We start from the raw sequence: 19,816 nt of genomic DNA, 5'->3' as shown, positions 1-19,816 counted from the left end.
TCGGGTGGGCAAAGGCGCGAAGCGCCGTGCCCACCATCTTTTCGGGATCGCGAACGAAGTTGGTGGGCACGCTTCCGCCTTCGCTCGTCGAGCTTCGGCGGACAAGCCGCTTTGCCCACCCTACGACACCTGCTTACTTCGCCAGTTCCTTCGACCGCTTCGTCGCGGCCGCGATCGCGCGGATCATCAGATCGCGCAGGCCCGGCTCACCCATCAGCACGCCGAGTGCCGCGGCCGTGGTGCCGCCGGGCGAGGTGACATTCTGGCGCAACGTGCTGGACGGCAGCTCCGACCGATGCAGAAGTTCACCAGAGCCGGCGACGGTTTCGCGTGCAAGCTTCGTCGCCAGCGCCTCGGGCAGTCCGGCCTCGACGCCGGCGCGCGCGAGCTCTTCGGCGAGCAGGAACACATAGGCCGGGCCTGAGCCGGACACCGCTGTGACCGCATCCATCAGGCCTTCATCCTCGACCCATTCGACCGAGCCGGTAGCGCGCAGCAGCGCATCGGCCACGGCGCGCTGCGCGGTGCTGACGTTCTTCGCCGCGACGGCGACCGTGATGCCGCGGCCGATCGCGGCCGGCGTGTTCGGCATCGCGCGCACCACGGTGCCACCGCAGACCTCTTCGAGCGATGCGATCGTGGTTCCCGCCATGATCGAGACCACTGAGGTCTTGTCCGAGACGAATTGCTTCAGCCCGGCGCCGGCCTCGCGGAACATCTGCGGCTTCACCGCGACGACCAGCGTCTCGACCGTACCGACGGCGCTGACATCGGGATTGAGCGCAACGCCGTTGGCGGCAAGCGCGGTGATCTCAGGTGAGATGTGCGGATCGATCACCGCGACGCGACGCGGGTCGAGTCCGCCCGAAAGCCATCCGGTCAGCATCGCGCCGCCCATCTTGCCGGCGCCGGCGAGGAGGATGGTGCCGGTGATGTTCTTGAGAGTGCTGCTGTCTGCCACTGTGGTCACCACAAACAAAGGTGTCGTCCCGGCGAAGGCCGGGACCCATAACCACAGGCGGTTCTAGTGGATGGAGGGCGGAGCAACAAGCATCGCGCGATACGGAGAAATCACACGGTTTGGGTCCGGATCTGCGCTCCGCTTGTCCGGCACGATGCTGAGGAGGGCGCGCGCGCCCCTCACCATCTTGGAGAGAGGCCTTACGCCTCTCCCACCGTGTCGAACATCGCCGCGTCCATCGCCTGCGCGGTGGTCTTGCCGGCCCACACCACGAACTGGAACGCGGGAAAGTAGCGCTCGCAAGCGTGGATGGCGCCGGCGAGCATGGCTTCGCATTGCGCGGTCGAGGCGGTGAGCCCGCCCGGCAGCACCAGGGCCTGACGGTGCATGATCATGCCGGTGTTGGTCCACAGGTCGAAATGGCCGACCCACAATTGCTCGTTGACCGCAGCGACCAGCCGTTGCACTTCGCTCCGCCGCGCAACCGGAATCTTCATGTCGAAGGCGCAAGCCAGATGCAGCGCCTCGATCTCACCCATCCAGGTGAAGGAGATCTGATAGTCGGTCCATTGTCCCTTGGAGACAATCGTGAGCTCGTCTTCGCCGGAGCGTTCGAACGGCCAGTTGTTGCTGGCAGCGATGTCCTCGACCACCGCGAGCGGGTGATTTCTGGAATCGATAGTGCCTTCGAGCAGGGACATTCCGTCTCGACCTCTTGCCTTTTTGTTGTCTTTGATACGCACGCGGTCGGCCCGGCGCGCTCCCTCAACGTCGCTGTCGCGATCCCCTCGGATCAGCGCGAGCCTGTCGCGGATCAAGTGATGTGATTTGCGGAATCTGCGCAACTGGCTGCCGAGTCCGTCCACAAGCCAGGACTCGTTCGTCCACAGCTCATCTCCGCCACAATTCTTAACGAATGAGAACAAATCGGAATCGGATTCGCCGATGGCGCGCCAATCGTTAATTCCGCCGGGCGAGGCCACACCCGTCATGGCGGCATGGGACCATGCGGTTTTTCATGCGGAACGCGCTTGCTGCGGCCGCCGGGTGGCGTCATATTTCCGGTCAGGCCGTTCATCCCGGGCGGCCGATGTTCTCAGGGCGGGGTGAAAGTCCCCACCGGCGGTAAGGGTCGCAAGGCCCAAGCCCGCGAGCGCCTTCCCCCAAGGATCTTCCTGAAAAGGAATTTTGCCGAAGGGAAGGGTCAGCAGATTCGGTGCAACTCCGAAGCCGACGGTTAAAGTCCGGATGAAAGAGAACGGTCGGTGGCAGACGCATCGCAAGGTGCGGCTGCTTGTCGTTCCGTATGCCCTGATTCTGGTCCTTTGAAGGAAAGCCATGAATCAGATGTTGCAAGACCCCCAAACCGAAACTTCCGAAGTCACCCAACCGCCGGTTCCGCAGGATCCGGCACCCGAGCATCCGCGCTTCGCCAAACCGCAGCGGGTGGCCTTCGTGCAGGCCTGCTGGCACCGCGACGTGGTCGAGGAGGCCCGCATCGCCTTCGTGAAGGAGGCAGCCGCGCGTCACCTCAATCATGTCGACGTGTTCGAGGTGCCGGGCTCGTTCGAGATCCCGCTGCATGCGCAGATCCTCGCCAAGACGCGGCGCTACACCGCGATCGTCGCGGCGGGCCTCGTCGTCGACGGCGGCATCTACCGCCACGAGTTCGTCGCCGACACCGTGATCAAGGCGCTGATGGACGTGCAGCTGCGCACCGAGGTGCCGGTGTTCTCGGCGGTGTTGACGCCGCAGCAATTCCACGAGACCGAGGTGCACTACGATTTCTTCCGCAGGCATTTTGCGATCAAGGGCGTCGAGGTCGCCGCAGCCTGTGCCGAGACATTGCTCGGCCTGGAGCGCCTGCGCGGTCAGGTCGCGGCGGGCATTGTGTAGCCGTCCGCTCACACGCCGCTGATTGTCAATCCCGTCGCCGTCCCTATAAAGTCGGCGGCGGGAGGAGGCCGTGCCGTGGAGACGGACGGCCGACAAGATCATGTTCGAAGGACACGATCCCTATCTCGTCGCGCTCTCTGTGGCGGTCGCGAGTCTGGGTGGCTATACCGGCTTTGCGCTTGCTGCTCGCATCCGCAACACGCCCGGCGTCAGCAACCGCGTTCTGCTCGCGGGTGCGGCCGCGTTTCTGGCCGTCGGCATCTGGACCATGCATTTCGTCGGCATGCTGGCCGCGCCGCTGCCGCCGGACACGGTCTATCTCGTGCTTCCCACCATCATCTCGTTCCTGATCTGCGCGCTGGTGGTCGGCATCTCCTTGTTCTTTGTCTCGATCGGCGAGCCATCCCTGAAGCGAGTGGCCTCGTCGGCCGTTTTGCTCGGCGTCGGCATCGCCAGCATGCATTATGTCGGCATCCACGGCCTCGCCGGTCATTTCAGTATCGTCCACGACCGGACCATGGTGCTGCTCTCGGTCGTGGTCGCAATCGTCACGGCCTATGGCGGCCTGCGCGCCTTCCTGGCGCAGCAGGAGGGCGTCCGGCTGATCGTCAGCTCGATTGTTTTTGGCGTCGCCGTCTCCGGCATGCATTACACCGCGATGCTGGGCATGCATTTCGAGCCGCTGACCGGTGCGGCGCATCACCACGCCGGCGGCGGTCTTGCCGCGTCGCAACAAATCCTGTCGATCATCGTTGCGGTGCTGTGCTTCGTCATCGCAGCCGGCTTCCTGCTGTCGCTGGTTCCCGACCAGCGGCGTCAGACTTCGACCTCTGTTGCCGCCGAACCGGTTGCTTCGCCGGTCGCGGTGGCCGCCATCGAACTGATCGCTGCGCCGGCCGCAGCTCCGCGCCCGGTGGCCCCGCTCGGCGGTCTCGGCCAGCCGCCCCGCGCGCCGGTTCCCCGGTTGCCGGTCGAGAGCGCCGACGGCACGCACTTCATCGAGACGGCCAATGTCCGCAGCGTCCGGGCCGACGCGCACTACACCCGTGTTCACGACGGCACCCGCGAGCGAATGTGCCCCTGGTCGATCTCGGAGGCCGAGGCCCAGCTCGATCCCTCGCTGTTCCTGCGGGTGCACCGCAGCCATATCGTCGCGATCCCCCATGTCGCGCTGGTCCGGAAAGAGGGGGATGGCGCCGTGCTCGAGCTCGACGGCCCGTCGCCGCACCGGGTGCCCGTGAGCCGGGCGAAGATCGCCGAGGTAAAGGCGCGGCTGGGGCTGGCGAACCGGCGGCACGCGTAGAGTCGGGCCGCCCGGGAGGCGCGTTCTTTCTTACCCTCCCCTGGAGGGGGAGGGTCGCTTCGCATGGAGCGGAGCGTAGTGCGGAGCGGGGTGGGGTGACGGTCCCTCCGCGATGAATACTCCCCGAGTGGAGAGATCACCCCACCCCGCCCGTGCTTCGCGCGGTCGACCCTCCCCCTCCAGGGGAGGGTAAGTGGCCGCCGCGCCATACGTCGCCAAACCTGACGCAATTCGTGCGTTCCCCGCCGCAACTCGTGCGAAATCCGCTGTTCCGTGCCCGAATGATTGCGGGGCGCCCCTCTCGGAGTGACCGTCCCCTCCAACGTCCGCGCCGTCACGCGCCAGAGGACGACGAGGAGGAGATGATGATCCCAGGCTCATTCAGCTATCACCGGCCGGCGAGTGTCGCCGATGCCGTCAAGCTCTTGGCAGACCTTGGCGAGGATGCCCGGCCGCTGGCCGGCGGGCACAGTCTGGTGCCGATGATGAAGCTTCGGCTCGCCACCCCCGCCCATCTGATCGACCTGCACGGCATCGCCGCCCTCAAGGGCATCAGCCGCGACGGCAACAATCTGGTCATCGGCGCGATGACTACCCAGCACGAGCTGCTGGCCTCGGACGACGTCGCCAAGTCGATGCCGATCCTGCATGAAGCGGCACTGCTGATCGCCGACCCGCAGGTGCGCTACCGCGGGACGATCGGCGGCAATGTCGCCAATGGCGATCCCGGCAATGACATGCCGGCGCTGATGATGACGCTGGGTGCGACGTATCGCCTCGAAGGCCCGGGTGGCTCCCGCGACGTCGCGGCGGCCGACTTCTATCAGGGCGCCTATTTCACCGCGCTCGAGCCCGGCGAGATCCTGACCTCCGTCTCGGTTCCCGTGCCCGCGGCCGGCCACGGCTACGCCTACGAAAAACTCAAGCGCAAGGTCGGAGACTACGCCACCGCCGCCGCCGCCGTGGTTCTCACCATGTCCGGCGGCAAGGTCGCGACCTGCGCGATCGGGCTCACCAACGTCCACGAGACGCCGCTGCTGGCCGCCGATGCCGCCAAGGCCGTGATTGGCACCAGCCTCGATGCGGCGACGTTGAAGAAGGCCGCCGCTGCGGCCGCAGCGATCATGGCGCCAGCTGCGGATGCCCGCGGCCCGGTCGAATACCGAAAACATGTCGGCGGCATCATGGTGACGCGCGCGCTTCAGCGCGCCGCCGCTGTCGCGAAGTAAGGGAGGGGGATCGATGGCCAAAACACACGTCACCATGAAGGTGAACGGCGCCGAGGTCGAAGGCCTCGTCGAGCCGCGCACGCTGCTGGTGCATTTCATCCGCGAGAATCTGCAGATGACCGGCACCCATATCGGCTGCGAGACGACGCATTGCGGCGCCTGCACCGTCGATATCGACGGCATGTCGGTGAAGTCCTGCACCATGTTTGCGGTGCAGGCTGATGGCTCCGACATCACCACGATCGAAGGCATGGCCAATGCCGACGGCACGCTGTCGGCCTTGCAGGAAGGTTTCCGCATGATGCACGGCCTGCAATGCGGCTTCTGCACGCCCGGCATGATCGTCCGCGCGCATCGGCTGCTGAAGGAAAATCCCTCGCCGAGCGAGCCGGAAATCCGCATGGGCATCTCCGGCAACATCTGCCGCTGCACCGGCTACCAGAACATCGTCAAAGCCATTCAATACGCCGCCGCCAAAATCAACGGCGTGGAATTCCAGGAGGCCGCAGAATGAACGACCTCACTCCCACGCGGGAACAACGCACCGCCGCACTCGAAGGCATGGGCTGCAAGCGCAAGCGCGTCGAGGATATCCGCTTCACCCAGGGCAAGGGCAATTACGTCGACGACGTCAAGCTGCCCGGCATGCTCCACGGCGACTTCGTCCGCTCGCCGCATCCGCATGCGCGCGTCAAGAAGATCGACGACAGCGCGGCGCTGAAGGTGCCCGGCGTGCTCGCGGTGATCACCGCCGAGACGCTGAAGACCGTGAACCTCGCCTGGATGCCGACCTTGGCCGGCGACGTGCAGATGGTGCTCGCCGACGGCAAGGTGCTGTTCCAGAATCAGGAGGTCGCCTTCGTCGTCGCCACCGACCGCTATGCGGCCGATGATGGCATCAACGCGGTGATCGTCGAATACGAGCCGTTGCCGCCACTGGTCGATCCCTTCAAAGCGATGAACGCGGATGCGCCGGTGCTGCGCGAGGATCTCGTCGGCAAGATGTCCGGCGCGCATGGTCCGCGCAAGCACGACAACCACATCTTCGAGTGGACCGTCGGCGACAAGGAGCTGACTGACGCGGCCTTCAACAAGGCCGAGGTCAAGATCAAGGAGATGATCTCCTACCACCGCACCCATCCGTCGCCGCTGGAGACCTGCCAGTGCGTCTGCTCGTTCGACAAGATCAAGGGCGAGCTGACGATCTACGGCACGTTCCAGGCCCCGCACGTGATCCGCACGGTGGTGGCACTGATCGCCAAGCTGCCGGAGCACAAGATCCACGTCATCGCGCCCGACATCGGCGGTGGCTTCGGCAACAAGGTCGGCGCCTATCCCGGCTACATCTGCGCGGCCGTAGCCTCCATCGTCACCGGCAAGCCGGTAAAATGGGTCGAGGACCGCATCGAGAACCTCACCGCGACCTCGTTCGCGCGCGACTATCACATGACAACCGAGGTCGCCGCGACCAAGGACGGCAAGGTGACGGGCCTGCGTGTGCACGTGCTCGCCGATCACGGCGCGTTCGATGCCTGCGCCGACCCGTCGAAATGGCCGGCCGGCTTCTTCAACATCGTCACGGGATCCTATGACTTCCCGACCGCGCATCTCGCTGTCGACGGCGTCTACACCAACAAGGCGCCGGGCGGCGTCGCCTACCGCTGCTCGTTCCGCGTCACGGAGGCCGCCTACTGCATCGAGCGCGCCATGGATATCCTGGCGCAGAAGCTCAACATGGACCCCGCTGAACTCCGGCTGAAGAACTTCATCAAGCCGGAGCAGTTCCCCTATCACTCGGCGCTCGGCTGGGAATACGATTCCGGCGACTACCACACCGCCATGCGCAAGATGATGGAGACGACCGGCTACGCCGCGCTCCGGAAAGAGCAGGCGGAGAAGCGCGCCGCGTTCGCGCGGGGCGAGACCCGCGAGATCATGGGGCTCGGCATCTCCTTCTTCACCGAGATCGTCGGTGCTGGCCCGTCGAAGAACTGCGACATCCTTGGTATCGCCATGTTCGACTCCTGCGAGATCCGCATGCACCCGACCGGTGCCGGCATCGCGCGCATGGGCACCAAGAGCCAGGGCCAGGGCCACGAGACCACCTGGGCCCAGATCATCGCGACCGAGATCGGCATTCCCGCTGACAACATCATGGTGGAAGAGGGCAACACCGACACCGCACCTTACGGGCTCGGCACCTACGGCTCGCGCTCCACACCGGTGGCGGGCGCCGCGATTGCAATGGCGGCGCGAAAGATCAAGGCCAAGGCGCAGATGATCGCAGCCTACAAGCTCGAGGTCCACGAAGACGACCTCGAATTCGACATCGACGGCTTCCGGGTGAAGGGCCTGCCGGAAAAATTCATGTCGATGAAGGATATCTGCTGGGCGGCCTACAACTCGGTGCCGCCAGGCATGGAGCCGGGGCTGGAGGCGGTCAGCTATTACGATCCGCCCAACATGACCTATCCATTCGGTGCCTATCTCTGCGTGATGGACATCGACGTCGACACCGGCGTGTACAAGGTCCGGCGCTTCTATGCGCTCGACGATTGCGGCACCCGCATCAACCCGATGATCATCGAGGGCCAGGTGCATGGCGGCCTCACCGAAGCCTTCGCCATCGCGATGGGCCAGGAGATCCGCTACGACGAGGTCGGCAACGTCGTCACCGGCTCGTTCATGGACTTCTTCATGCCGACCGCGGTGGAGACGCCGCATTGGGAAACCGACTTCACCGTCACCCCATCGCCGCATCACCCGATCGGCGCCAAGGGCGTCGGCGAAAGCCCGAATGTCGGCGGCGTGCCGGCCTTCTCCAACGCCGTCAACGACGCGTTCTCGTTCCTGGGCAGCACGCACATCCAGATGCCGCACGACTTCTGGCGCAACTGGAAGGCGGCGAAAGATCTCGGGGCGGTAGCGTAGCGATGAAAGGCCGCGACGAGATCGCGCAAGCACTGGCCGCATCGGGGTATATCGCCGATGCGGACCTCGCGACTGCGATCTCGCTGATGCAATTGTTGCGGCGTCCGCTGCTGCTCGAAGGCGAAGCGGGCGTCGGCAAGACGGAAGTGGCAAAGGCACTTGCAAAAGTGCACGTGACCGAGCTGATCCGGCTGCAATGCTATGAGGGCCTCGACCAGTCCGCCGCGATCTATGAGTGGAACTACCAGCACCAGTTGCTGGCGATCCAGGCCCATCGTGGCAGCGATAGCATCGAGGACCAGGTGTTCTCGGAAAAATACCTGCTCGAGCGCCCCTTGCTCGCCGCGATCCGCCGGCCGAAGGCGCCGGTGCTGCTGATCGACGAGATCGACCGCGCCGACGACGAGTTCGAGGCGTTCCTGCTGGAGCTGCTTTCGGACTTCCAGGTCTCGATCCCCGAGCTCGGCACGATCGCGGCCGTCACCATCCCGCATGTCGTGCTGACCTCGAACGGCACGCGCGAGCTCTCCGACGCGCTGCGCCGGCGCTGCCTCTATCATTATGTCGACTATCCCGACGTCGACCGCGAGACCCGCATCATCCTGGCGCGCGTCATGGGCGCCAGCCCGTCGCTGTCGCTCCAGATCGCGCGCATGGTCGAGGGTGTGCGCAAGGAGGAGCTGCGAAAAGTTCCCGGTGTCGCGGAGACGCTGGATTGGGCGGCAGCTCTCGTCGGCCTCGACGTAACCAATCTTCACGACGCGCCCGAGACTGTGCATGAGACGCTCGTCTGCCTGTTGAAGACTCACGAAGACCGCGCCCGTGTCACGCCAGAGGTGACACAGCGCCTGCTGGGAAAGGTCGCATGAGCTGCTGTGGCTCCAGCCCCGGATATGATGACCTCAACGAGGTCTCGCGCCTCGTCTCCGCGAGGCTTGCCGCCTTCCTGCGCACGCTGCGCGAGGCCGGCTTTCGCGTCGGGCTCGCCGAAGGACAGGATGCGGCGACGCTGATGTCATCGGGCTATGCGGCGCGGCCGGGTCTGCTGCGCGCGGCGTTCAAGCACCTGTTCTCGGCACGCAAATCCGACTGGGACAAGTTCGACGGTCTGTTCGACGCGTTCTGGTTGGGCAAGCGCGTGCGTTCGCGCTCCCGCACGATTGGATCAACACCGGGCGCCAGCAATCCCTCGCTGAAGAGCTTGCAGGATGCCGCGGCGGAGCAGGGCAGTAACCAGTCCGCTGTCGACCAGCTTCCGTCCTCTGACGACGCGCCGGAAGGCCGCTCCGGCGAGGGCCGCATGGAAGGTGCTTCACGCGCCGACAATTTTGCCGAGGTCGATTTCAGGAAGCTGAGCGACCCAGACCAGTTCGCGCAGGCCCATGAGGCCGCAGCAGCGCTCGCCAAGGCAATGCGCACGCGGCTGACCCGGCGCGATCTCGCGCGCCGGCGCGGCTATAGGCTTGATCTCCGCCGCACCATCCATCGCAACATCAGCCATGGCGGCGTGCCGATCAGCCTGGTGAAGCGCCAGCGCAAGGACAAGCCGCTGCGGCTGGTCGTGCTGCTCGATGCCTCGGGCTCGATGAGCATGTATACCGCCGTGTTCCTGCGCTTCATCCACGGTGTGCTCGACCAGTTCCGCGAGGCCGAGGCGTTCCTGTTCCACACGCGCCTCGCCTACGTCTCCGACGCGATGAAGGAGAAGGACGCCGGCCGCGCGCTCGACCGGCTCTCGATCATGGCGCAAGGCGCGGGCGGCGGTACGAGAATTGGCGAGAGCCTGCAAACTTTCAACCGCTGGCACGCCGCGCGCGTCATCCATTCGCGCAGCTGCGTGATGATTGTGTCCGACGGCTACGAGACCGGGGATGCCGCATTGCTTGGCCGCGAGATGGCGGCGTTGCACCGGCGCTGTCGCCGCATCGTCTGGCTCAACCCGATGATGGCGTGGGAGGGCTACACGCCCGAAGCGCGGGGCATAAGAGCTGCGTTGCCGCATGTCGATCTCTATGCGCCCGCGAATTCGCTGCAAAGCCTGCGAGCGCTCGAACCCTATCTGGCGAAGCTTTGAGGAGGCTTCCGATGACCGCTCATGTCGAAGTGCTTGATGTAGTCGCTCAGATGAAGGCCGCCGAGCGTGCCTTCGTGCTCGCGACGGTGGTGCGCACGGTGTCGGTGACCGCGGCGAAGGCTGGCGCAAAGGCGATCATCGCCGCCGACGGCACCATCGTCGCGGGTTGGATCGGCGGGGGCTGCGCCAAGGGCGCGGTGCTGAAGGCGGCGCGCGAGGCGCTCGCCGATGGCGAGCCGCGCATGGTCTCGGTGCAGCCGGAGAACCTGCTGGCCGAGCTCGGCGTCAGCGCGGGCGAGAGCCGTGACGGCATTCGCTTCGCCAGCAACATGTGCCCGAGCAAGGGCACGATGGACATCTTCGTCGAGCCGGTGCTGCCGCATCCCTCGCTCGTCATTCTCGGTGCGAGCCCGGTGGCGCTGTCGCTCGCGGCGCAGGCGCGCGTGCTCGGCTATCACGTCACGTTTGCCGCGCCCGCAGCAGATCTGACGGCGCAGCCGGATGCCGATGCGGTCATCGATGGCTATCACCTCAGCGAGCTTAACGACGCAAAGCGCTTCGTCGTGGTCTCGACACAAGGCAAGGGTGATGAAGCCGCGTTGCGTGCCGCGGTCGCAACCAAAGCCGACTACCACGCCTTCGTCGGCAGCCGCCGCAAGATGGCTTCGTTGCGCGCGAAGCTTCTCGCGGAAGGCGTCAATGCCGCCGCGATCGACGATTTCAAGGCGCCGGCCGGCCTCGATCTCGGCGCCATCACGCCGGAGGAGATCGCAATGTCGATCCTCGCCGAGATCACCAGGGAACGCCGGCGTGGCCAGCGCGCGGCCAATCAAACAGCAAGCAGAGAGTGAGACACCGATCATGCAGATGAACGACAGCCAGCGAATTCCCGCCTCACGCGAGCAGGTGTGGGCGGCGCTGAACGATCCCGCTGTGCTGAAGCAGTGCATCCCGGGCTGCCAGTCGCTCGAGGTGACCGCGCCGAACGAGATGACCGCGACGGTGGTCTTCAAGGTCGGCCCGGTGAAGGCGACGTTCAGCGGCAAGGTGACGCTGTCCGATTTCGATCCGCCCAACAGTTACCGTATCTCAGGAGAGGGCTCCGGCGGCGTCGCCGGCTTCGCCAAGGGTGGCGCGGTGGTGCGGCTGGAATCCGAGAGCGCCGACGTGACGGTGTTGCATTACGAAGTCGATGCGCAGGTCGGTGGCAAGCTCGCGCAGTTGGGAGCGCGGCTGATCAATTCGACCGCGACGAAGCTTGCGGGGGAGTTCTTCAAGTCATTTGCGGACGTGGTGAGCGCGAAGGTCGAGGCGCAATAGGTCTCGTAGGGTGGGCAAAGCGACTTGTCCGCCGTAGCTCGAAGAGCGAAGGCGGAAGCGTGCCCACCATTCTCTATCGCAAACAAAGAAGGTGGGCACGGCGCTTTGCGCCTTTGCCCACCCCACGATAGTCGCGCAAGCCGCCATCACCCCAGCGACACCCCCGCCTTGGCCCGGCTGATCCCCAGCGTCAGGATGCGCTGCAGGAGATCCGGATATTTGAGCCCGGCATGTTGGGCCGCCGTGGCGAACTCCTGGCTCTTGGCGATCTCGGGGTTGGGATTGGCTTCGATGAAATACGGCGTGCCGTCGGCGGCGAGACGAAAATCGATGCGTGCGTAGCCGTCGAGGCCGAGTGCCCGGTAGATGCGTTTCGCGGCGCGCTGGATGCGGGCGGTGACTTCGGGCCCAAGGTCCTTGGCCGGCCCGTCGACGATGCCGAGCTTCTCCTGATAGTCGGTGTCGTGCTTGGCTTTCTCCGTGGCGATGTGCCGTGATCTGCGCCCGCCCATGCTGCCGAATTTCAGTTCCCACACCGGCAGGACGCGCAGCCGGTTGTTGCCGAGCACGCCGACATAAAGCTCGCGCCCCTCGATGAACTGCTCGGCGATGGCGGCGGATTCGACCCGCTCGTGGATGAAGGCGACGCGCTCCGCGAGCTTCTCGTCGGTATCGACGATCGAGGCCTGCGAGATGCCGAAGGACCCGTCCATGTTCAGGCTCTTGACGATCAGCGGCAGCGCAAGGCGCGTCGGGCGATTCACCTTGCGGCGCATCGGGAAGACGGCGAAGGCCGGCGCCGCGATCCGGCGGTGATGCACCAGCGTCTTGGACAAATCCTTGCCGCGCGCCAGGATCAGGCCGCGCGGATTGCACCCGGTATAAGGGACCTTCATCAGCTCGAGATAGCTGGCGATGTGCTGGTCGTAGGCGACGTTGTTGTGGAATTCCTCCAGCAGCGTGAAGACCACGTGCGGCTTGAATTCTTCGATCGCCTCGCGGATCGGCTTGATCTCGTCCTGCGCACCGAGAGCGCGAACCTCGTGGCCGGCCGCGCGCAAGGTGCTCACCACGTCGTATTCCGTTTTCCACGCGTTGATTTCCTGCGGCGTGTATCCGTCGGAGGAGTCCGGAGGCATGAAGTCCGGATGCATCAGCACCAGAATGCGTGAGCGTCTCATAGCGCGATCCATTTGCGCCGAGACGGGCCAAACAGCGCGTGCATCGTCTTGGCGGTCACGAGGACGGTGAAATCGAGAACGAGCTTCTGTTCGGGGCCGACGGCTCGCAGATCGAGCTCACGGCAGCGGGAGATCATATCATCGAGCACGGCATCGAGCGTGAGCTGGTTCTCGCCCGTCCACCGCGCGACCAGCTGCCTGATCTGCGCGCGGTGACGCCTGATCAGGGCCGAAGCCGGCTTTGAGCGGTGATGCCGTGGATCGGCTGAAAACAGCCGGGAGAGGTCGCGGTCGTAGGTCTTCGGCGCTGTGAAGGCGTAGAACGCCTGCTTCTTCTTGTAGTGGTCTTCGAGCGTCTGGCTGAGCCGGCCCAGCGTATCGACACGCTCCCGCGTCGTGATCAGCGGCCGCTTTCCCGCAATCTCGTGCATCAGCTCGTCGACATATTCGAGCTTCTTCAGCGCCGGCCATCCGGCATATCGCGTCCGCCAGTTCGAGCGTGGGCGCAGCCACACCGCGAAGGTCTCGGCGAAGTCTTCATCCGGATGGCTTTGCGCGTACCACAGCCGGAGGTGCTGGACGTAGCGCCTGCTGGCAGGATTGGGCCGGTAGTAGCGCGGGTAGTGTTTCGACGACGGGCCGAACAGCTGCTGCCAGCGCCGGCGGCGCTGCAGCTGATAGCCGTGCTGCACGGCATGGCCGGCCTCGTGACGGAGGATACCCATGCACTCGCGCCAGGTTCCGCCCTCGACGTCGAACATCATCTTCTTCTCGAGCTTCATCAGACGGGGATGAGCGAGATAGAAGGGGATGGCGATGCCCGGCACATCGCCCGGACTGAACCATTCGCTCGAGATCCATGTGTGCGGTCGCAGCCGGATGCCCCGCTCTTCGAGCTCCTCATGGAGCGTGCTGACGCAGTCCTCGAGCCAGGTGCCTTTGACCGTAACCCTCAGGCTGGAGAGGCGCTGCTTGAGCAACTCGTCATCCGACAGCTTCTCCCAGGCAAATTTCCGGCGCGGCATCAAGAATCCAGGGGGGCAGAGATGACTCGGTATCCGGATGATGTCATGGGCGGTCGTTGGCAACAACCCGGGGGGCTGCGTCGTAAGGGACGGACGGCGCACGCGCTCCCTCGCCCCGCTTGCGGGGAGAGGGTGGGGTGAGGGGAGTCTCCACGGGGCGGTGAGAGTGAGACTCGCGGAGAGTCCCCCTCACCCGGAATTCAGGCTTTGCTTGAATTCCGGCCTCTCCCCGCAAGCGGGGAGAGGCGAAGAAAAATCAGTCGAACAGGCTCGACACCGACTCTTCCGCCGCGGTGCGCGCGATGGCGTCCGAGATCAGGCTGGCGATCGGAAGCGTGCGGATGTTCGGAGCCTTGGTCACCGCCTCCGTCGGCAGGATCGAGTCGGTGATCACGAGCTCCTTCAGCTTCGAGCCCGCGATGCGGGCGGCCGCGCCGCCGGAGAGCACGCCGTGGGTGATGTAGGCGTAGACGTCCTTGGCGCCCTTGGCGATCAGCGCGTCGGCCGCGTTCACCAGCGTGCCGCCGGAATCCACGATGTCGTCGATCAGGATGCAGGTGTAGCCGGCGACGTCGCCGATCACGTTCATGACCTCGGATTCGCCCGCCCTCTCGCGGCGCTTGTCGACGATCGCGAGCGGGGTGTTGATGCGCTTGGCAAGGCCACGTGCGCGCGCCACGCCGCCGACGTCAGGCGAGATCACCATCGTCTTGGAGAGGTCGAACTTGTCCTTGATGTCGCGCACCATCAGCGGCGCCGCGTAGAGATTGTCGGTCGGGATGTCGAAGAAGCCCTGGATCTGGCCGGCATGCAGGTCGAGCGTCATGACGCGGTCGACGCCGGCCTGCGTGATCAGGTTGGCGACGAGCTTGGCCGAGATCGGCGTGCGCGAACCCGATTTGCGGTCCTGCCGGGCGTAGCCGAAATAGGGCAGCACCGCGGTGATGCGGCGTGCCGAGGAGCGGCGCAGCGCATCGGTGATGATCAGCAGTTCCATCAGATGGTCGTTGGCGGGGAACGAGGTCGACTGGATGACGAAGGCATCCGAGCCACGGACGTTCTCCTGGATCTCGACGAAGATCTCCATGTCGGCGAAGCGCCGTACCACCGCCTTGGTTAGCGGCAGGTCGAGGCCTTGCGCGATCGCCTGCGCGAGAGCCGGGTTTGAGTTGCCGGCGACAAGCTTGATGGAGCCGTTCTTGGCCGACATGGACGCTTCCTCCCGCGCTTTGCTGGATACGACGTTCAACATCAGAGAATACCCACTGGAAGCACGGTTACGACGGGCGAGGAAATATCAGGCCGGGGCCTGCAATGGCAACCCGGCATGCTACGTTTTCCCTCCGAAATCCTGAGTCGGGCCAACGGTTTGGCGGCAACTTGGGGCCGTGGTTTCGCGGGGGTTATCGCTCGGCGTAGCCGAGCGCCGAGGCCGGCATCTCGGCCGCCGGAGCCTCCGGGATCACGCTGGCCACCGCCGGGCCCCGCAAGCCGGGAACAGTGCCCGGCGCGTCCGGGGTTCCGTTGATCATGTTGGAAAGTCCGCTGAATCCGGCCTGGGCGATCTTCCGCAGCACCAGGTCGTCGGCGGCGCCCCAGGGATCGCGGCCGCCCTTGGCGGCGGTCAGTTCCTCGCCGGAGAGGCGCAATGCCCGCTGCTGATTGGCGTCGTAGACGTCCCAGACCCAGGCGATCACGGTCTTGCCGCGCACGATTTGGGCGGAGAGGTAACTGCGCACGCGATAGGCAGCCGTTCCCTCGCGGGAGACGACGGACAGGCTGCGCAGCTTGGATTCGCTGTCGAGCACGCCGACCATGCGGTCGAACACCTGCGGGGGCGGCCCGTCGATCGATTCGAAGGCCACGGTCGCCCCTGAGCCGGTACTCGGCGCCATCGCATAGGAGTTGGCGGCACCGCCGCCGCCGGCGCAGCCGCCAAGCGCGACCGCCGCTGCCAGCAGCATGACCGCCAGCACACGCGAACCCGCGCGGCCCAGGATGAATGACGCGTCCCTCATTATGGGGGGCAGCGATATCGTTAAAACGCATTAACGTCTAGGGCGGGAATGCTACATCGGCCCTCTGGAGCGCATCGGGGCCGGGGCCGGTGGGCGGCCCGGCCGCGATGTGCATGCTCGCTCAGGCTGCCAGATGATGGCGCATCGCAGCCTGGATCCACACCCATTCCCGGTTTGGGCTGGTGTCCGGGGACTGCCCTCTCATGATGGCCACCAGTTCCCAATAGCGGTTCGCGCGAGCATCGTGCCGGACATATTTCGTGCGCATCCAGTTACGGAAGCCGGCGTCGGGCTTCTGGTTCATCAGGCGAGCCGAGATCTCCAGCCAATCCCGCGCCAGCTCATTGGCTTGCGCGGATGACGGTTCAAGCCCCTGTTCGATGGCTTGGTTCGCCCTGAGCACTATGGCGTCGCTTGCTTCCTGACAGGCCTTCATATCGATGACCTCGCGATCCCAGACATCGCCGGCGTTGGCTCGCATATTGGCGATGAAGGAGGGATCGCTCAGGAGCGCTGCAAGCTCGATCCATGCGTCGCATTGCTCGGGCGTTGGCGCGTCGGGCAGTTCCGGGACGGTCGCTTCCACCATCTGGCGGACCCATTCCTGATTGATGTTGATGCCGTCGGACACTCTTTCAAAAAAGCGTTCAACCACGTTGCGTCGTTCCACGCGGGACAGTTGCGTCATGCTCCAAAATCTCCTCAGATCGGCTTCGGTGAGTTGCGGTGAACGCAACGCAGCCCGCAGCGCGGCGGCGACGCGGCGCTGGGCGGCGATCTCCGCCTCCAGCGCTTCGAGCCGCAGCTTCAGAGCCTCGGCAAGCGACAGCTCCTGGCAGAGGACCTCCCGGATCGCATCCAGGCCAAGGCCGGCATCACGGAGACAGCGGATGAGCTCCAGTCGGACAAGTTCGCTATCCGTGAAGACGCGGTAGCCGCTCGCAGTTCGGTCTGCCGGCGGCAACAATCCCTCGTCCGAATAGAAGCGAAGCTTGCGGACCGAGATGCCGCAGAGCCGTGCCGCTTCGCCGATGCTGTAGGTGCGTTGCTTCATTCCGCGTTTCTGCGGTTTCCAGCAGGTGGAGAGTCAAGGCCGTTTTGAAGCAGGAACGAAGCGACGGCCAGCTTACCCCTCGAGCGCGATCGCGTGGATGTGGCGGCCGTAATCCGGCTCCTTGCGATGCACCGAGCGGCGATAGCTGAAGAAGCGGTCATCGGCGTAGGTATCCAGACCAAGATCGTCGATCATCAGGATGCCGGCGGCTTCCAGCCGCTTCCGGATGAAGCCGGCGAGGTCGAACATCGCGTGTCCGGCGCGCACCGACGGGATGAAGAACATGGCGTTGTCCGCGTCCGCTTCGATGAAGCGCGCCACGAACTCGTTGCCGACCTCGTAGCTGTCCTGGCGGATCAAGGGGCCGATCGCGGCGATGATGCCGCTGCGCGTGGCGCCGAGCTTCTCCATCGCCGAGATCGTCTGTTCCAGCACGCCGGTCAGTGCGCCCTTCCAGCCGGCATGGGCGCCGCCGATCACGCGCGCGTTGGGATCGACGAACAGAACCGGCCCGCAATCGGCGGTGGAGACGCCGAGCGCGATGCCGGGCGTTCTGGTCACGAGCGCATCGCCCTTCGGCCGCGGCCCGCTCGGCCACGGCGCTTCGGCAACGAGGACATCGGGCGAATGGATCTGGTGCAGGCTGATGAAGCGTTCCGGGGCGACGCCGACATGCTCGGCCATGCGGCGGCGGTTCTCCGCGACATGCGCCGGATCGTCGTTGGAGCCGAGCCCGCCATTGAGCGCCGAATAAATCCCGCCTGAGACACCGCCCTCGCGGGTGAAGAAGGCATGGCGCAGGCCGGGCACGGCCGACAGCAGCGACGAAGCAAGCGTCATGAGGCGCCTCCGGCCCGGTCGAGATCGCTGAGGCCGGCGATGCCGGTCAGCCGCGGCTCGGAGATGCCGAGCACCTTGAACATCGAGCCCATGCCGCTGCGCCCGGTATCGGTCAGGCGCTTGAGCGCGACCGAAATGTCGGTGGCGACGTCAGGCGTCGCCTTCTGCATCAGGGCAGCTGCGCGGGTATCGATGCCGACGCGCTTGAGGAAATCGCCCTGCGTCACCGGGCCGTGCACACGGGCGCCGACATCCTCGGCCGCGCGCGCCAGGGCCTGGAAGTCGACATGGGCGGTGACGTCGGCCTGGCCCGGCGCCTTCAGGGGATCGGTGAAGGTGTGGCGCGCGATCGCCTGGAAGGTGTCGCCGGCATCGCTGCGCAGATGGCCGTAGTCGATGATCAGTGCCGCGCCGTCCTGGTCGCGCACGCGCGTGGCGAGCTTCATGATCTCGCCGTCGGGCCGCCATTCGAACACGGCACCGACGGGAGCGGCGCGCACCAGAGGCGGCAGCAGCACGTCGAAGCGCGGCGTCGGGTCGGCGGCCGCGCCGAATTGAAGCTTGCCGTTGGGATCGATCTCGATCACGCGCTCGTGCCAGCCGCTCTCGCGCTTCACCATCTGGCGGATCGGCAGCACGTCGAAATATTCGTTGGCGAGGATGATGCTCGGGCCTTCCGGCACGTCGTCGATGCTGTCGTGCCAGGCGATGTTGCGCACACCCGCCAGCGTCGCACTCTGCCGCTCGCGCAGCACCGGATTGACCTCGACCATGTGGACGTGAAGCGCCTGGTAGAGCGGCGGCAGCACGCGCAGTGCACGCAGCGCATCCGCCATCATGGTGCCGCGGCCGGGGCCGAGCTCGATCAGCCGCAAGAATTGCGGCGAGCCCATCTGCTTCCACACCGAGGCGGTCCACAGCCCCAGGAGCTCGCCGAACATCTGGCTGACCTCGGGCGCGGTGGTGAAGTCGCCTTCGCGCCCGAGCGGATCGCGCGAGACGTAATAGCCATAGCGCGGATGCATCAGGCACAGTTCCATGTACCGCCAGACCGGCATGGGCCCTGAGGATTTGATCAGCGCCCTGATCTCGTTGAGTAGCGGCTGTTCGGTCACGGTCTGTCTTCTCGAAAGGAATTAACTGATAGCCCCGACGGGCTTCGGCGCGCCGCGCCTGATAGCCAATACAATAAGTATGAGGCCTACAATAAGCATCGGGATCGACAACAGCATGCCCATGGTTAATCCGCCCCAGAGGAAGCCGAGTTGGACGTCCGGCTCGCGGAAATGCTCGCCGGCGATGCGGGTCAGGCCATAGATCAGGATGAAGGCGCCGAGGATCATGCCGGGCCGCTTCAGGGCGCCGAAACGGATCATGATCGCGAGCACGGTGAACAGCAGGATGCCCTCCATGCCGGCCTCATAGAGCTGGCTCGGATGGCGCGGCAGCTGCGTCGGATCGTTGGGGAAGATCATCGCCCAGGGCAGGCTGGGGTCGGCGGCGCGGCCCCACAATTCGCCATTGATGAAATTGGCGATGCGCCCGAGCAGCAGCCCGACCGGGGCGACCGCCGTGGTGATGTCGCCCAGCGACAGGATCGAGATGCGGTTGCGATAGGCAAACCACATCACCGCGACGACGCAGCCGAGGAAGCCGCCATGGAAGGACATGCCGCCCTCCCACAATTTGAAGATCGCGGCGGGGTGATCGATGAAGAAGGGCAGATTGTAGAACAGCACGTAGCCGGTGCGGCCGCCGAGGATGATGCCGAGCGTGACCCACAGGATGAAGTCGTCGATCTGCACCAGCGACATCGGCGCGGGGCCGCCCCACAGGCGCTCTCTCTTCAGCAGCGAGCGCGCATAGAGCCAGCCGAACACGATGCCGCAGATATAGGCCAGCGCATACCAGCGGATCGCGAACGGACCGATCTCGATGGCGATCGGCTTGAAGGCGGGAAAGTCGATGAGCAGAAAGGGCATCA

19 protein-coding genes and 1 riboswitch are annotated in these 19,816 nt (G+C 65.4%); of the genes, 9 read left to right on the top strand and 10 right to left on the bottom strand.

Annotation, left to right across the window (positions count from 1 at the left end):
- Positions 1-133 precede the first annotated feature (133 nt).
- A complete protein-coding gene (gene proC, locus ABIB95_RS29740) occupies positions 134-970 on the bottom strand; it encodes a pyrroline-5-carboxylate reductase (RefSeq protein ID WP_354244560.1) in 837 nt (278 codons plus the stop codon).
- A 191-nt stretch (positions 971-1,161) separates the two neighbouring features.
- Positions 1,162-1,662, bottom strand: coding sequence for a type III secretion system chaperone family protein (locus tag ABIB95_RS29735; protein ID WP_028169834.1), 501 nt, complete (start codon positions 1,660-1,662; stop codon positions 1,162-1,164).
- A gap of 387 nt (positions 1,663-2,049) precedes the next feature.
- Positions 2,050-2,225, top strand: a riboswitch (FMN riboswitch).
- 74 nt (positions 2,226-2,299) lie between these two features.
- Here ABIB95_RS29735 and ABIB95_RS29730 point away from each other — a divergent pair.
- The 9 genes from ABIB95_RS29730 (at position 2,300) to ABIB95_RS29690 (ending at position 11,714) form a co-directional block, all read left to right on the top strand.
- Positions 2,300-2,857, top strand: coding sequence for a 6,7-dimethyl-8-ribityllumazine synthase (locus tag ABIB95_RS29730; protein ID WP_071909551.1), 558 nt, complete (start codon positions 2,300-2,302; stop codon positions 2,855-2,857).
- A 100-nt stretch (positions 2,858-2,957) separates the two neighbouring features.
- On the top strand, positions 2,958-4,160 hold the full coding sequence (locus ABIB95_RS29725; protein WP_071909552.1) for an MHYT domain-containing protein: 1,203 nt from the start codon (positions 2,958-2,960) through the stop codon (positions 4,158-4,160).
- A gap of 365 nt (positions 4,161-4,525) precedes the next feature.
- Entirely contained in the window at positions 4,526-5,389 is an 864-nt protein-coding gene (locus ABIB95_RS29720) for an FAD binding domain-containing protein (protein WP_166344671.1), read from the top strand.
- 13 nt (positions 5,390-5,402) lie between these two features.
- Complete coding sequence (locus ABIB95_RS29715) at positions 5,403-5,903, top strand: (2Fe-2S)-binding protein (RefSeq protein ID WP_063985567.1); 501 nt, start codon at positions 5,403-5,405, stop codon at positions 5,901-5,903.
- Positions 5,900-8,320 carry an aerobic carbon-monoxide dehydrogenase large subunit gene (locus ABIB95_RS29710; RefSeq protein ID WP_354244557.1) on the top strand — a complete coding sequence of 807 codons (2,421 nt, stop codon included), beginning with the start codon at positions 5,900-5,902 and terminating at the stop codon, positions 8,318-8,320. The genes ABIB95_RS29715 and ABIB95_RS29710 overlap by 4 nt, the downstream gene beginning before the upstream one ends.
- Before the next feature lie 2 nt (positions 8,321-8,322).
- A complete protein-coding gene (locus ABIB95_RS29705; protein ID WP_354244554.1) occupies positions 8,323-9,189 on the top strand; it encodes an AAA family ATPase in 867 nt (288 codons plus the stop codon).
- Positions 9,186-10,394, top strand: coding sequence for a vWA domain-containing protein (locus ABIB95_RS29700; RefSeq protein WP_354244551.1), 1,209 nt, complete (start codon positions 9,186-9,188; stop codon positions 10,392-10,394). The genes ABIB95_RS29705 and ABIB95_RS29700 overlap by 4 nt, the downstream gene beginning before the upstream one ends.
- Before the next feature lie 11 nt (positions 10,395-10,405).
- Entirely contained in the window at positions 10,406-11,245 is an 840-nt protein-coding gene (locus ABIB95_RS29695; RefSeq protein ID WP_354244548.1) for an XdhC family protein, read from the top strand.
- Between the two features lie 10 nt (positions 11,246-11,255).
- Complete coding sequence (locus ABIB95_RS29690; RefSeq protein WP_354244545.1) at positions 11,256-11,714, top strand: SRPBCC family protein; 459 nt, start codon at positions 11,256-11,258, stop codon at positions 11,712-11,714.
- Positions 11,715-11,860: 146 nt separating this feature from the next.
- Here ABIB95_RS29690 and ABIB95_RS29685 read toward each other — a convergent pair whose 3' ends face one another.
- The 8 genes from ABIB95_RS29685 to lgt form a co-directional block, all read right to left on the bottom strand.
- A complete protein-coding gene (locus ABIB95_RS29685; RefSeq protein WP_354244542.1) occupies positions 11,861-12,895 on the bottom strand; it encodes a D-alanine--D-alanine ligase family protein in 1,035 nt (344 codons plus the stop codon).
- Complete coding sequence (locus ABIB95_RS29680; protein ID WP_063985560.1) at positions 12,892-13,920, bottom strand: putative zinc-binding metallopeptidase; 1,029 nt, start codon at positions 13,918-13,920, stop codon at positions 12,892-12,894. Before ABIB95_RS29680 ends, ABIB95_RS29685 begins: the two co-directional genes overlap by 4 nt.
- A 256-nt stretch (positions 13,921-14,176) precedes the next feature.
- On the bottom strand, positions 14,177-15,130 hold the full coding sequence (locus tag ABIB95_RS29675; RefSeq protein WP_028151562.1) for a ribose-phosphate pyrophosphokinase: 954 nt from the start codon (positions 15,128-15,130) through the stop codon (positions 14,177-14,179).
- Between the two features lie 193 nt (positions 15,131-15,323).
- The gene (locus ABIB95_RS29670; protein ID WP_208084535.1) at positions 15,324-15,938 is read right to left on the bottom strand and encodes a hypothetical protein; all 615 of its coding nucleotides are present in this window, start codon (positions 15,936-15,938) and stop codon (positions 15,324-15,326) included.
- Between the two features lie 121 nt (positions 15,939-16,059).
- Positions 16,060-16,992, bottom strand: a complete 933-nt coding sequence (locus ABIB95_RS29665) for a MerR family transcriptional regulator (protein WP_354244539.1) — start codon at positions 16,990-16,992, stop codon at positions 16,060-16,062.
- A 72-nt stretch (positions 16,993-17,064) separates the two neighbouring features.
- Positions 17,065-17,832 (bottom strand): peptidoglycan editing factor PgeF, encoded by a 768-nt coding sequence (gene pgeF / locus ABIB95_RS29660; RefSeq protein ID WP_354244536.1) that lies wholly within the window; start codon positions 17,830-17,832, stop codon positions 17,065-17,067.
- A complete protein-coding gene (locus ABIB95_RS29655; protein WP_354244533.1) occupies positions 17,829-18,947 on the bottom strand; it encodes a class I SAM-dependent methyltransferase in 1,119 nt (372 codons plus the stop codon). Before ABIB95_RS29655 ends, pgeF begins: the two co-directional genes overlap by 4 nt.
- A 21-nt stretch (positions 18,948-18,968) precedes the next feature.
- On the bottom strand, positions 18,969-19,814 hold the full coding sequence (gene lgt / locus ABIB95_RS29650) for a prolipoprotein diacylglyceryl transferase (protein ID WP_354244530.1): 846 nt from the start codon (positions 19,812-19,814) through the stop codon (positions 18,969-18,971).
- Positions 19,815-19,816: the final 2 nt, after the last annotated feature.

The sequence above is a fragment of the Bradyrhizobium sp. LA2.1 genome (genome assembly GCF_040547725.1).
Taxonomy (GTDB): Bacteria; Pseudomonadota; Alphaproteobacteria; order Rhizobiales; family Xanthobacteraceae; genus Bradyrhizobium; species Bradyrhizobium barranii.
This window is presented reverse-complemented; position numbering and strand designations above follow the sequence as displayed.